This window comes from Bacillus sp. Bwzl_19, assembly GCF_054900515.1.
This window is the reverse complement of sequence record NZ_CM142729.1, coordinates 2,551,329-2,563,988: the sequence shown is the minus strand read 5'-3', so window position 1 is coordinate 2,563,988 and position 12,660 is coordinate 2,551,329. Positions and strand designations below refer to the sequence as shown.

Sequence of the window (12,660 nt, the reverse complement as noted above, 5' to 3'; positions counted from 1 at the left end):
CCGAATGAAGCTGAATGAGGATTTTTATAAAGAATCTGAAGGAAAAACGGTATATTCGCAGAACATCAGCAGCAAGCAGTTACATATCACGGACAGCGGACATGTCAGCGTGGACTTCATCAGCATAAGCAGGCTCCGGAAGGCTTCGAAAATCGCGATCTTAGGTGACAGCGTCGCCCGGGGGCTGCGTGCGAAATACGGCTTTGGTGACATTCTGAAAGACCGGACAAACGCTGCAATAACCAATCTGTCTGTCAGCGGCGTCAATATGAGCAACAATGGAACCGATAACATTTATCAGCAATCGCTTAAAACGTCGGGCCATGATGTCATTATTGTGCAGGGAACAGATGATGATTGGTGCGGCCATATTCCCATCGGCACAGATGAAAAGGATATCACCACATTTTACGGAGGCTTCTGTCAGGTCATTCAGCAGCTGCGAAGCAGAAATAAAGACTGCAGCATCATTGTGGTGACCCCGACAAGGCAGGTGAAAATCTCAAACGGAAAAATCGTCCGCCGTGATACTGATAAAAATAAACTGGGCCTGAAGCTGGCGGACTATGTAAAAGCCCAAAAAGAAGCCTGCACACTCCTCTCTGTACCGTATGCCGACCTGTTTGATACAGATCTCATTGACCCGTATAATCCTGCTTTCCGCAAAATGTGCATGTCAGAAGGTCTTCATCCGAACGAGACAGGGCATCAAATCATTTTTCAGGAAATCTGCCGAAATTATTATTACTATTACGGATGAAACAGCACGAAAAGGTTATTTTCGGCTTTTTTCTTCTAAAAGCTCAATAATTCTTTGAGATGCGCGTCGTTGCGCTCTCAAAAGCGAGACAATATTTCCGGTAAAGCCGATTAAAATAATAAGCAGCAAAATGATTATCCACATAAGTGAACCTCCCGTCGAGTTTTGAAAAACCCACTCTCTATTTTACTTATTTTGGATGGTGAAGAGAATAGGTCCAGTTTAAATATCCATAAAAAATGCACAGACTGAACTGTCTGTGCATTTTTTATTCGCTTATTTCAGCAGCTTCAATGATTCACGATTCATTTCTGCTCGTTAAAATATGATGGCTTCCGGCTTCTTCACCTTTATAAAATTTGTGCCGGTATTTATTAAATCTTTGCGGATGCTTTAGTAAATCCATCCGGGCGTTCAGCTGCGAATTCATCTGCGTCTGAGATCGCTTGATCGACCTTTACTTTCTCACCGTGCCTGCCGGTCACTTCTTTTTCTGCTTCTGCCGGGCTTGTATCCTCGAATTGGTCTGTCACCAGAACTGCGATTTTTTTGCTCATACGTCATGCCTGTTTGTATATAACAACGGTATCAGGCACAAGAAAAGACGGAGGTCTGCTTAGCTTGCGTGTTTAACCTGAGATAAGGCGAGCCAATTACCATCTGTGTCTTTTTTTATTTTTTTTACACTCACATTTCCCAGGACCGCCCGGATCAACGATCTCATGAATGATAAACGTGACGGGGAGCATAACGGATATGCTCTCTGTTAATGTGTTTGATGGGATGGACGTACACCGCTTCGCTGTCAGTATACGTGTCAGCCACAACATACTTAGGGTCACAGTAATACACTTTCGATTCTTTCCCCATTTATCTCACCTCCCGTACTAAATAGCTGACAAGGAGGATTTTGCACCGGACAAGTACACTGAGAAAAGTCCGTATTTTTTAGGGCCGCAGGTTTGGTTTTTATAATGCATTTATCTGCTGTTTTTATCCTTATAGTATCTACAGGGTTTTCCTGAATTCGCTTCAAATCGGAATGGTTAATTCTTTTTGACCGGGGAAATCTATAAAAAAGAATTCAAAATGATTCTTTTCAGTCAATCGAGATGCATACATCTTGGGGGGATTTCAGAATGCTCGATGAAAAAACAATCGCGATCATTAAAAGCACCGTGCCGGTATTGGAAGAGCATGGTGAAGAAATCACAGGACGATTTTATGACCTGCTGTTTCAGCATCACCCTGAGCTGTTGAATATTTTTAATCAGACGAATCAAAAGAAAAAAACCCAGCGTACAGCCTTATCGAATGCCGTGATTGCAGCCGCCGCCAATATTGACCGCTTGGAAAACATAATTCCCGTCGTTAAACAAATCAGCCATAAACACCGGAGTATCGGAGTTAAGCCCGAGCATTACCCAATCGTTGGAAAGTTTTTGTTAATAGCGATAAAGGATGTGTTACAGGACGCGGCTACTCCTGAGGTCATTCAGGCGTGGGAAAAAGCATACGGCGCAATTGCAGACGCATTTATCGGAATTGAGAAGGACATGTATGAACAAGCGGCAACGCAAAAAGGCGGATGGAAAGACTATAAGCCGTTTAAAATTGATAAAAAGGTAAGAGAAAGCAAAGAGATAACGTCATTTTATCTAAAACCGGAAGACGGACAGCCGCTGCCTGAATTCAAAGCAGGACAGTATATCAGTGTAAAAGTATACATTCCGGACACGGGTTATACGCATATCCGCCAGTACAGCTTATCGGACGTGTCCGGTAAGGATTATTTCCGGATTTCCGTTAAAAAAGAAGGGGTTGTTTCCTCTTATCTGCATGACCAATTACATGAAAAAGATTCAATCGAGATCAGCGCCCCGGCCGGTGACTTCATATTGGACCCTGCCTCAAAGAAGAACCTGGTTCTCATCAGTGCCGGTGTCGGGATTACGCCGATGATCAGCATGTTAAAAACGGTTGTGAAAACCCAGCCGCAGCGAAATGTTCTTTTCATCCATGCGGCAAGGAGCGGAGAGTATCATGCTTTGCGGCATGAAGCTGAGGAAGCTGCGGAACATTCATCCGTTGACACTGTCTTTATTTACAGCGAGCCGTCCGAACAAGACCGTTCAGAAAACATTCGTTTTCGGGAAGGCCGGATTGACAAGCGGCTTTTAGAAGAAGTGATGACAGATAAAGATGCTGATTTTTACCTGTGCGGCTCACCGTCATTCATTAAAGCAATGAAAAAGCTGATTTCTGAATTCAATACACCGCCAGAATCGATCCACTACGAATTATTCGAACCGCAGCTGAGTATGGTGTGATGGAAGAATGAAATACGATAAAAAGCACCCGGATGAACGGGTGCTTTTTATATTCTCCGGGATAAACGGCTGAGTACGGGGGCAGTTTACACAACCAAAAGAAAAACCCCGGAAACATTGTCATCACAACATTTCCGGGGTTTAATCCAATGCTCTTTAAAGAGCGTTTTACTTAACGAGAGTAGAACTCAACGATAAGCGCTTCGTTAATTTCCGGAGCAAGCTCAGAGCGCTCTGGAAGACGAGTGAATGTACCTTCAAGCTTTTCAGCGTCAAAAGTAAGGTACTCAGGAACGAAGTTGTTTACTTCTACAGATTCTTTGATGATAGAAAGGTTTCTTGATTTTTCGCGAACACCGATTGTTTGACCAGGTTTTACTTGGTAAGACGGAATGTCAACGCGGCTTCCGTCAACAAGGATGTGACCGTGGTTAACTAATTGGCGTGCTTGACGGCGAGTGCGCGCAAGACCAAGCTTGTACACAACGTTATCAAGGCGTGCATCTAAAAGAATCATGAAGTTTTCGCCGTGTTTACCAGTCATTTTTGCAGCTTTGTCAAACAATGTGCGGAATTGACGTTCGTTTACACCGTACATGTGACGAAGTTTTTGCTTTTCTTGCAACTGCAAACCGTATTCTGATAGTTTTTTACGCTGTCCCGGACCGTGAGGACCTGGTGCGTAAGGGCGTTTTTCTAATTCTTTACCTGTACCGCTAAGAGAGATTCCTAAACGGCGAGACAGTTTCCAAGATGGACCTGTATAGCGAGCCATAATGTGACTCCTCCTTTGTTTGGTTTTATTTTGTGGAAAATAAAAACCGTCTGTTCGATCCGACCGTGCACATTTTGTTTTCATGTATCCTCGCTCCAGCAGCAGAGAGTTACACGATACACCTTACAGCTAAGGAACAAAATGAAAACACAGAAGCTGAACAAAAAGGCTGCAATATTTCACACAAAGAACATTATATGATTTTTCCCGGCCGCCGTCAACCATTTCTCCATGAAGACTGTCGGTTTATGATATAATGTACAAAAATGAGTAGTACATGTTTAGGTGATAAAAATGAAAAAACAAACAATCGATGAAGTTACGGCCTTTCATCAGAAAATGCTTTCTTTTTTCTTGACGAAATCTGAATCCGTCTCATTATCCGACTCGCTGTTATGGCTGGCCTCAGCTCTTGAATCCTGCTTTACATCTCTTTCATTGACCCTTTCACCGGCTGAATCAACACGTTTCACCATAAAAACAGAAGAGGAACCGAATTATGCTCCGCTGAAAGAGAGTGACGGCCGTTTTATGATCAGGAATCAGACGTCCGGCAGATCCTTTTATCTGCGCTCGGAAAGCGGACTTCCGATCCCGGAATCATTGCCTGAGCTCGTTACTCAATTTATCAATCAATCTGTGAGACAAAGCGGGCTGTTTGACAAAACAAAGCATCAGCGGAAAATTCACAAAATGACAGAAATGTTCCATTCGCTTTTAGATCAGGATGAAGTATTGGAAAAACTGCAGGCGAGTTTGAGGAAGGCTTTCCAGTCTTTCCGTTTTTTACTGTTTATCTCGCAGGATCAGGATACGGACAGACAGCTCCCCGCAAAAGAATTGCATATGGACGGAGAAGATGCCGATCCGTTTGCCCTGAAGGTTTATTTGTCAGGCAGAATGCTCAGGAAAGGCAGGTCATCTGCTTACCTGCCGATTAAAGGCCAGCAGGGGACTTACGGGGTTCTGAAGGCTGAGGGGCTGCAGGATGCCGCGCTTTCGTGCAGTTCTCTGAGTGAAATGATGCTGCTTGCGGGCGCAGCGGGAAAAGCATTTGAAAATGCGCAGCTGTATGAGCAATCGAAAAAAAGCATTGCGAATCTTGAGCTCATCAATGAAACATCGCGTCAGCTGAATCAGCGTCTCAGGCTCACTGATACGATGCGGGAGCTCGCCGCTATTATGATTCAATCGTTTCATGCGGAAGAAGTGGCTTTTTTTCATATTGACCATTTTGAAGCGCAAAATCTGCTTCCCGGGCATACCGCCTTTTTTAAGACAGAACGCGCGGACGCATACATCAGCATTGTGAAAGAAAAGCTGTTCGAAGGAGAAAAAGGTGTGTTTATCGGCAGCGGAAAGACTGTATTCGGCGAAAATGGCTACGGTTCGCTGATGGCGGTGCCGATGATCGAAAATGACACCGTCTTCGGATTCGCGATTTTATTGAAAAAGGATTTATACGCTTTTACGTTTGAAATGTATAAGCTTTTTCAGGCGCTCATTCACCATGCGACATTGGCGGTCACGAACTCCATGCTGCGCGACAGGCTTGAGCATCTTGTTCAGACAGACCAGCTGACGGAGCTGTATTCAAGAACCTATTTGGATGAGAAAATTCAATACAGCATGAAAATTCATAAACGGGGTGTATTCATCCTCGTTGATATCGATAATTTCAAAAACATTAATGATACATACGGTCATCAAACGGGGGATTCGATCCTGATACAGGTGGCCTCCGTTATGAAAAACCATATCCGGGAGCACGATGTCGCTGCGAGATGGGGAGGCGAGGAGCTGGCTGTCTATCTGCCGAATATCAACGTATCATCCGGGGAACGCATCGCCAGAAGGCTGGTCCGCGCCATCCGGGAAAACACCGAACCGCGCGTGACGATTTCCTGCGGTGTTTCCTGCTGGTCAAAGACTGACCCGATGCCGTTGAAAATGCTCGTTCAGCAAGCGGATGAGGCGCTTTATACCGCCAAACGGAACGGTAAAAACCGGCTGATCATCCATCAAAACAGCACGGCGACGTAAAAAAGGAGCCGGCCCGCGGGCCGAACTCCTTTTTTTTATCCTAATCGTTTTTCAAGCGTTTCAACAAACTGTGCTAAATAGGATTCGTCTGTTTCATCAAAACGGTTTTTCACGGGGCTGTCAATGTCCAGCACACCGATCACTTCACCGTTTACGCGGATCGGAAGAACGATTTCTGACTGGGAAGCCGCGTCACAGGCGATATGTCCCGGGAACGCATGCACATCGGCAATCCGCTGCACTGCGCCATTAGAGTAGGCAGTGCCGCATACGCCTTTGCCGAACGGAATGCGCACACAGGCAGGAAGCCCTTGAAACGGTCCGAGCACAAGCTCGCCCTCTTTAGCAAAGTAAAACCCCGCCCAGTTGACTTCATGTAAGGAATGGTATAAAAGCGCTGACGCATTCGCGTAATTTGCGATCGCATCTGTTTCATCTTCTGTCATGGCTTCGAGCTGTTTAAGCAGAAGCTGATAACTTTTTTCTTTATCTCCGGATTGTTTTTCGACATGAAACATGGAAAACCCTCACTTTTTCTATAATATCAAACAAAGTTCCGGCCGTTCTGCCGGCATTTGTCGAGAAGTTCTTACAGGAACGGCGCCCTTCGGCTTGAATTGGTAACATAAAGGGGTGAGCCGTATGAAAGTAAGCACCAAAGACAAAATTATTAACGCCGCTGTCCAGCTGTTTAACCAAAAAGGCTATTCCGGCACGTCCGTCCGTGAAATCGCAAAGTCAGCTGATGTAAATGTTGCGCACATCTCCTACTATTTTAAAGGGAAAGGCGGATTAATGGAACATTTAGTTTCCGAGTTTTACGAAGGCTACACTGAGGCGCTGGAAAACGCCGCCGTCAGTATGAACGGTGAAGACGCACAGGAACGCATCCTGCGGGTGATTTTTGATATTTTATCCTATCAGCACGATCATCGTCAATTAACGCGGTTTGTGTACCGGGAAGTGACGATTGATTCTGTGCTTATCAGGGAAATTATGTCTACTTATTTAATGAAAGAAAAATATATTTTCCAGTTGGTGATCGAAGAAGGGCAGTCACGCGATAGGCGTCTGACGCTGCCCGTGCCGCATTTTATTCTGCAATTGAAATCCCTCTTGATGATGCCGTATCTTCAGCCACAATATATTACGGAGGTGCTCTATATGCAGCCTCATGAACCGTATTTTTATAAAAAGTATTTTGAAGAGGTGAAGATTTGGATCGAAAGCGTGTTTCGCCGGCCTGATGCGGTGCTTATGAAGTAATGATGCTTTTGTACGTTTCATAGAAACTGCCGACATCTTCCGCTTGATGGGCGTCCGACCCGAATATGAGCGGGATTTTTTTTTGCTTCGCCGTCTCCGCCATCCAATCCTCCATGTATACTTCCCCGGCAAACTTCTTTCTGAGCCCGGATGTATTAATATCCAGCTCCATTCCGTGCTTCTTCACAGCGTCAAGGCAGCGGGTCACAAGCTCTCTTATTTGAGGTGACATGCTGTAAGGGAAAAGGCGCGCGAATTTTTTAACGAGTGTGATATGGCCGACCCGTTTTGGCTTAAAGGGGCCGAGCGGTGTTACAATGGAAGAATACACAGTTTCATAGTATTGCTCATATACCGCTTCAATGCTTCCGAAGTGCGCGGCGAGCCGCTGAAACGCGTGCTCATCATAATCGAGGCATATATAAGACGGGCCGGCCTTCAAAAAATGAACAGATAAAATGCCGTCATCCAGTGAGGGGCCGTATGTATTCAGAAACGCCGCGGTTTCCTCCTCATACCCTGAGATAAAATCGGTTTCAAGCCCTGTCAGGATGCTGATTTGTCCCATGTATACCTTTTTTAATTGTGAGACCCGGTCCAAATAGGCCTCCATCTCTCTGAGAGCCATTGCGCTGTCTCGAAGCGGTGTAGGATCTTGAAAAGACGGAGGGAGGGGGGCATGCTCAGTAAATGTGATAGATGTAAAGCCTCTTTCCAGGGCTTTTTCGACATATTGTTTCAGCGCGTCCTTCGAGCCGTGAGGGCAAAAAGGCGTGTGGATATGAGCGTCTCGTTTTTCCATTTTTGTCACTCCATTAAAAAATTGCAGAATCCTGCCGAAATTATGCAAAAAGTTTTTGATTTCTGGTCAAAAAATGTTGGTTACATGGTATCATAATAACAATGAAAACGACAGATTTTCTCAATACATATATTGAAATCTTTCTGAATACATAAAACACCCTGACAGATTATGAGAACAACAAGGGGGCTCATTATGGAGTTAGTCATCGGATTATTGGTTATACTGCTCGCACTCTTTGCGGCGGGCTACTTTTTCAGGAAAAAAATTTATACGGAAATTGACCGGCTGGAGTCATGGAAGATTGAAATTTTAAACCGTTCGATTGTGGAAGAAATGTCCAAGATCAAACATCTGAAAATGACCGGAGAGACGGAAGAGTTCTTTGAAAGATGGCGCGAGGAGTGGGATGAAATTGTCACAGCCCATCTGCCGAAAGTAGAAGAGCTCCTTTATGATGCCGAAGAGAACGCCGACAAATACCGGTTTAAAAAAGCGAATCAGGTGCTTGTCCACATCGACGATCTCCTCACCGCCGCCGAATCAAATATAGAAGGCATCCTGCGTGAGATCAGCGACCTTGTGACGAGCGAGGAAAAAAGCCGCGGAGAGATTGAACAGGTGCGTGAGCGGTATTCAAAAGCGCGGAAGAACCTTCTGGCGTACAGCCATCTCTACGGAGAGCTTTATAACAGCCTGGAGACGGATCTCGACGAAATCTGGAGCGGCATAAAAGAGTTCGAAGAAGAGACGGAAGGCGGCAATTACATCAAAGCGAGAAAAGTGCTGCTTGAACAGGACCGCAGGCTGGATCAGCTTCAAACATACATAGATGACGTTCCGAAACTGCTCGCGGACTGTAAACAGACCGTGCCGAACCAAATTGCCAAGCTGAAAGACGGCTACCGGGAAATGACGGAAAAAGGCTACAAACTGGAACATATTCAAATCGAAAAAGAGCTGGAGACACTCACAAATCAAGTGAAACGGGCAGAACACGCGCTTTTGGAAGAATTGGATGTCGACGAAGCGTCCGCCATTCTTCAGCTGATTGATGAAACAATTCAATCGATGTATGAACAGCTGGAAGGCGAAGTGGAAGCCGGACAGTCCGTCTTAAGCAAAATGCCTGAACTGATCATCGCGTATGAGAAGCTTGAGGAAGAAAAAGACCGCACAAAAACCGAAACAGAGCTCGTCAAGGAAAGCTATCAGCTGACGGCGGGAGAAATCGGCAGACAGCATGCGTTTGAAAAACAGATGGAAACGATCGGCCGGCTCCTTGAGCAGGCGAGAGAAAAACTTGACGGAGAGCATGTCGCTTACTCTCTGCTGATTGAAGAAGTTGAGGCCATCGAAAAGCAGATGGAAGAGGCTCAGAAAGAACATGCCGAATACCGTGAAAATCTGCAAGCGCTCAGAAAAGAAGAACTGCAGGCGCGTGAAACGCTGATGCACCTTCGGAAAACCATTTCTGACACAGCGAGAATGCTGCAAAAAAGCAATGTGCCGGGTATTCCTGAACAGGTCAAGGACAAGCTCGAGACGGCAAATCATCATATAGAAAAAACCGTCAGCCAATTGGAAGAGCTGCCGTTAAACATGGAGGAAGCCGCCAAACATCTGAATGAAGCTGAAAAGATGGTTGCGGAAGTCAGTGAAGAGGCGGAAGAACTGGTGATTCAGGTGAAGCTTATTGAGCGGATCATCCAGTACGGAAACCGTTTCCGAAGCCAGAATCACATTTTATCCGAACAGCTGAAAGAAGCGGAACGGCTGTTTTACGCTTACAGCTACAATGAAGCTTACGAGATGGCGGCGGCTGCGGTTGAAAAAGCGGCTCCCGGCGCCGTGAAAAAAATTAAAGCTGATCAATCTGCTTCATAGCGTACAAGCAAAAACTGCACCCTGATGGAAATCAGAGGTGCAGTTTTTTTGTTTCTCCCGGAATATAAAAAAGCGCCTGCGGCTGATATACGTCAAGCCGCAGACGCTGAATGTTACGATTTCGCTTTATTCAATTCGATTGGCGGGCTGGTAAAAAACGTGATGATACAGCCGATGATCGCTCCGGCAATGCCCGGAAGCACCCAGCCGATTCCAATGCTGTAAAGCGGAAGGTTCGCGTTTAAGAATGAATCTAGTGATCCGAGCGGAATGCCGGCTGCCTTCAAGCCGTCCAAGATGCTGAACAGCCCCGTTCCGATCAGGCAGGCGATATAGACTTCCCGTCTTTCCTTAAAGATTTTATCAATAAAGGAAAGGACAATAATGACAATCGCCAGCGGGTAAATGGCTGATAGAATAGGAACTGAAAATGCAATGATCTCAGCAAGCCCGAAATTTGAAATCGCCAGGCTGAACAGCGTGACAATCGTAACTACCATTTTGTATGATAAAGCGGGAATCAATTTTGAAAAATATTCGCCGCAAGATGTGACAAGCCCGATGCTCGTCGTTAAGCACGCAACGGTGATGGCGGCACCGAGAACAATGTTTCCTAATGAACCGAACAGGTAATCGGATGAAGCTGATAAAATCTTTGCGCCTTCGCCGAGCGGCCCTACAGCGTTTGTGCTTGTCGCTCCCAAATAGGCTAAAGATAAATAAATGAATGTCAAACCTGCCGCTGCAATAAGTCCCGCTTTAATACAAGCGGCCGCAAGCGCTTTTCGCTGGGTGACGCCCCTGCTCTTAACAGCATTGACCACAACAACACCGAAGACGATTGAAGCGAGCGCATCCATTGTTTTATAGCCTTCCAAAAATCCTTTGAACACCGGCGTTCCGGAGTATTCCTGATGTACGGCGCCCAGCCCGCCCATCGGAGTGGCGATGGCTTTAATGACAATGATTAAAATAATACCGAATTTAATGGGAGTCAAAATCTTCCCGACTCTGTCCACGATTTTGGACGGATTAAGAGCTAAATAATACGTAATGGAAAAAAAGATTAAAGTGAAAATAAATAAAGATAATCTTTCCGGAACACCGCTTAAGAACGGAACTGCACCGATTTCATATGAAACGGTTCCGGTTCTCGGAATCGCAAAAAGCGGCCCGATTGATAAATAAAGCACAACGGTGAAAATCGTGCCGAATACCGGATGAGCTTTATCGGCAAGTCCTTTTGCATCTTTTCCCGTTAATGCGATGGCGATAATACCCAATAGCGGCAGACCTACGCCGGTCAGTAAGAAACCGCCCATCGCTTTCCAGACATTATGTCCTGCCGCTTGCCCGAGCTCCGGCGGATATATCATGTTTCCTGCCCCGAAAAAAAGTGCGAAAAGCATGAAACCGATAATCACGGTATCTTTGACAGGTAGTGAGTGTTTCATAAAAGTCCTCCTAAATACTATGTTGAAATATTCTGTCAATTAATTGTCAGATAATATAACAAAACGAACATTACTTATTATATTGCAATGTCCAGAGAAGTCAATACTCGATTTATTGCGAATTTATATTTACTTTTGTTATGGTAGCATAAATATCATACGATGTACCGTTTTCATAAAAGGAGTAAAAAAAAATGATATATTTAGATAACAGCTCAACGACCGAGCCGTATGAAAAGGTTTTGGATGTGTATAAACAGACGAGCAGCCGTTATTTCGGCAATCCTTCGTCTCTGCACCGGCTAGGAACTGAGACGGAGCAGCTCCTTGAAGCGGCCGCTCAGCAAATAAAAAAAACCTTGGGTTTAAAAAATTATGATATTGTATTTACATCAGGAGCGACTGAAGCGAACAACGCTGCGTTAAAGGGAGCCGCCTGGGCCAACATGAATAAAGGAAGACATATCATTGCTTCAGCGATTGAGCACCCTTCTGTGACGGAGACGCTTGATCAGCTGACAGAGCTGATTGGCTTTGAAGTCACATATCTTCCGGTCGATCAAGACGGCTTCGTTTCTTTAAAAGTCGTAAAAGCGGCTATCAGGCCGGACACGATAATCGTCAGCGTCATGCATGTCAATAACGAAGTCGGCTCCATTCAGCCTATAAAGGAAATCGGCGGACTGTTGAAACAGCATGGGAATATTCTGTTTCATGTTGATCATGTACAGGGCATTCATAAAGTCCCCCTGTCTATAGAAGAAGCGGGCATTGATCTGTGTACCATTTCAGGGCATAAATTTCACGGCTTAAAAGGGACCGGGGCGCTCATCGTCAAAAAAGGAACGCGGCTCATTCCCCTTATTACGGGCGGCTCGCAGCAAAAAGGCGTCCGTGCCGGAACAGAACATACAGCGGGTGCCGTCTCCCTTGCAAAAGCGGTCAATCTTTCCGCACGTGACATGAACGAGCGGCTTTCTTCAGTGGAAGCTGCTAAGAATGCGCTTATGGAAAGGCTTTGCAGGACGGACGGGGTCGTCATCAACACTCCTGCTGAAAACAGCGCGCCGCATATCATTAATTTTTCCGTTCCGGGTGTGAAAGCAGAAGTGCTGCTGCACATGCTTGAGGAAAAAGGAATATACGTCTCCACAACCGCGGCATGTTCAGCAAGAGAGCACAAACCGAGCCGTGTCCTCCTGCAAATGAATAAAGGCGAACAGATTGCATCAAGCAGCATCCGAGTCAGCCTGAACTTCAGCCACACGGCTGACATCACAGAGCCGTTTATGGCCGCGCTGGTGCCGGCTGTTCAAAAACTAAAAAAAATGATGAGGTAGCAT

Annotated in this window: 12 protein-coding genes and 1 pseudogene; 6 read left to right on the top strand and 7 right to left on the bottom strand. The window is 45.6% G+C overall.

What is annotated here, in order from left to right; genetic code table 11:
- Positions 1–4 precede the first annotated feature (4 nt).
- A complete protein-coding gene (locus ACW5MY_RS13560; RefSeq protein WP_013353197.1) occupies positions 5–760 on the top strand; it encodes an SGNH/GDSL hydrolase family protein in 756 nt (251 codons plus the stop codon).
- Between the two features lie 15 nt (positions 761–775).
- Here ACW5MY_RS13560 and ACW5MY_RS13555 read toward each other — a convergent pair whose 3' ends face one another.
- The 3 genes and pseudogenes from ACW5MY_RS13555 to ACW5MY_RS13545 all read right to left on the bottom strand — a co-directional run bounded on the left by ACW5MY_RS13555 (position 776) and on the right by ACW5MY_RS13545 (position 1,630).
- Complete coding sequence (locus ACW5MY_RS13555; protein ID WP_014470824.1) at positions 776–904, bottom strand: hypothetical protein; 129 nt, start codon at positions 902–904, stop codon at positions 776–778.
- Between the two features lie 284 nt (positions 905–1,188).
- Positions 1,189–1,317, bottom strand: a pseudogene (locus tag ACW5MY_RS13550) (cysteine protease); the annotation flags it as partial.
- A gap of 163 nt (positions 1,318–1,480) precedes the next feature.
- The gene (locus ACW5MY_RS13545) at positions 1,481–1,630 is read right to left on the bottom strand and encodes a hypothetical protein (RefSeq protein ID WP_014470823.1); all 150 of its coding nucleotides are present in this window, start codon (positions 1,628–1,630) and stop codon (positions 1,481–1,483) included.
- A 269-nt stretch (positions 1,631–1,899) separates the two neighbouring features.
- Here ACW5MY_RS13545 and hmpA point away from each other — a divergent pair, with 269 nt between their 5' ends.
- Positions 1,900–3,090 carry an NO-inducible flavohemoprotein gene (gene hmpA, locus ACW5MY_RS13540; protein ID WP_014470822.1) on the top strand — a complete coding sequence of 397 codons (1,191 nt, stop codon included), beginning with the start codon at positions 1,900–1,902 and terminating at the stop codon, positions 3,088–3,090.
- 172 nt (positions 3,091–3,262) lie between these two features.
- Here the strand turns inward: hmpA and rpsD are convergent, their stop codons facing one another.
- Positions 3,263–3,865, bottom strand: a complete 603-nt coding sequence (gene rpsD / locus ACW5MY_RS13535; RefSeq protein ID WP_003152406.1) for a 30S ribosomal protein S4 — start codon at positions 3,863–3,865, stop codon at positions 3,263–3,265.
- 294 nt (positions 3,866–4,159) lie between these two features.
- Here rpsD and ACW5MY_RS13530 point away from each other — a divergent pair, with 294 nt between their 5' ends.
- On the top strand, positions 4,160–5,908 hold the full coding sequence (locus ACW5MY_RS13530) for a sensor domain-containing diguanylate cyclase (protein ID WP_013353194.1): 1,749 nt from the start codon (positions 4,160–4,162) through the stop codon (positions 5,906–5,908).
- A gap of 35 nt (positions 5,909–5,943) precedes the next feature.
- Here ACW5MY_RS13530 and ACW5MY_RS13525 read toward each other — a convergent pair whose 3' ends face one another.
- Positions 5,944–6,426: a GAF domain-containing protein gene (locus ACW5MY_RS13525; protein ID WP_013353193.1), complete on the bottom strand. Its 483-nt coding sequence runs from the start codon at positions 6,424–6,426 to the stop codon at positions 5,944–5,946.
- A 124-nt stretch (positions 6,427–6,550) separates the two neighbouring features.
- Here ACW5MY_RS13525 and refZ point away from each other — a divergent pair, with 124 nt between their 5' ends.
- Positions 6,551–7,174: a forespore capture DNA-binding protein RefZ gene (gene refZ / locus ACW5MY_RS13520; RefSeq protein ID WP_013353192.1), complete on the top strand. Its 624-nt coding sequence runs from the start codon at positions 6,551–6,553 to the stop codon at positions 7,172–7,174.
- On the opposite strand, the gene hisJ is transcribed toward refZ, so the two are convergent.
- Complete coding sequence (hisJ, locus tag ACW5MY_RS13515) at positions 7,164–7,976, bottom strand: histidinol-phosphatase HisJ (RefSeq protein WP_013353191.1); 813 nt, start codon at positions 7,974–7,976, stop codon at positions 7,164–7,166. The two genes, refZ and hisJ, sit on opposite strands and share 11 nt — an antisense overlap.
- Positions 7,977–8,171: 195 nt before the next feature.
- Between hisJ and ezrA the strand changes: the two genes are divergently transcribed.
- Positions 8,172–9,863, top strand: coding sequence for a septation ring formation regulator EzrA (gene ezrA / locus ACW5MY_RS13510; RefSeq protein WP_013353190.1), 1,692 nt, complete (start codon positions 8,172–8,174; stop codon positions 9,861–9,863).
- 113 nt (positions 9,864–9,976) lie between these two features.
- Here the strand turns inward: ezrA and brnQ are convergent, their stop codons facing one another.
- Entirely contained in the window at positions 9,977–11,317 is a 1,341-nt protein-coding gene (gene brnQ, locus ACW5MY_RS13505; protein ID WP_013353189.1) for a branched-chain amino acid transport system II carrier protein, read from the bottom strand.
- A 194-nt stretch (positions 11,318–11,511) separates the two neighbouring features.
- On the opposite strand from brnQ, the gene ACW5MY_RS13500 reads away from it, so the two are divergent.
- The gene (locus ACW5MY_RS13500) at positions 11,512–12,657 is read left to right on the top strand and encodes a cysteine desulfurase family protein (protein ID WP_289393819.1); all 1,146 of its coding nucleotides are present in this window, start codon (positions 11,512–11,514) and stop codon (positions 12,655–12,657) included.
- Positions 12,658–12,660 lie beyond the last annotated feature (3 nt).

Bases quoted from the DNA above. Each gene is read 5' to 3' on its own strand.
- ACW5MY_RS13560 (WP_013353197.1), top strand. From the start codon at position 5: ATGAAGCTGAATGAGGATTTTTATAAAGAATCTGAAGGAAAAACGGTA.
- ACW5MY_RS13555 (WP_014470824.1), bottom strand. From the start codon at position 904: ATGTGGATAATCATTTTGCTGCTTATTATTTTAATCGGCTTTACCGGA.
- ACW5MY_RS13545 (WP_014470823.1), bottom strand. From the start codon at position 1,630: ATGGGGAAAGAATCGAAAGTGTATTACTGTGACCCTAAGTATGTTGTG.
- hmpA (WP_014470822.1), top strand. From the start codon at position 1,900: ATGCTCGATGAAAAAACAATCGCGATCATTAAAAGCACCGTGCCGGTA.
- rpsD (WP_003152406.1), bottom strand. From the start codon at position 3,865: ATGGCTCGCTATACAGGTCCATCTTGGAAACTGTCTCGCCGTTTAGGA.
- ACW5MY_RS13530 (WP_013353194.1), top strand. From the start codon at position 4,160: ATGAAAAAACAAACAATCGATGAAGTTACGGCCTTTCATCAGAAAATG.
- ACW5MY_RS13525 (WP_013353193.1), bottom strand. From the start codon at position 6,426: ATGTTTCATGTCGAAAAACAATCCGGAGATAAAGAAAAAAGTTATCAG.
- refZ (WP_013353192.1), top strand. From the start codon at position 6,551: ATGAAAGTAAGCACCAAAGACAAAATTATTAACGCCGCTGTCCAGCTG.
- hisJ (WP_013353191.1), bottom strand. From the start codon at position 7,976: ATGGAAAAACGAGACGCTCATATCCACACGCCTTTTTGCCCTCACGGC.
- ezrA (WP_013353190.1), top strand. From the start codon at position 8,172: ATGGAGTTAGTCATCGGATTATTGGTTATACTGCTCGCACTCTTTGCG.
- brnQ (WP_013353189.1), bottom strand. From the start codon at position 11,317: ATGAAACACTCACTACCTGTCAAAGATACCGTGATTATCGGTTTCATG.
- ACW5MY_RS13500 (WP_289393819.1), top strand. From the start codon at position 11,512: ATGATATATTTAGATAACAGCTCAACGACCGAGCCGTATGAAAAGGTT.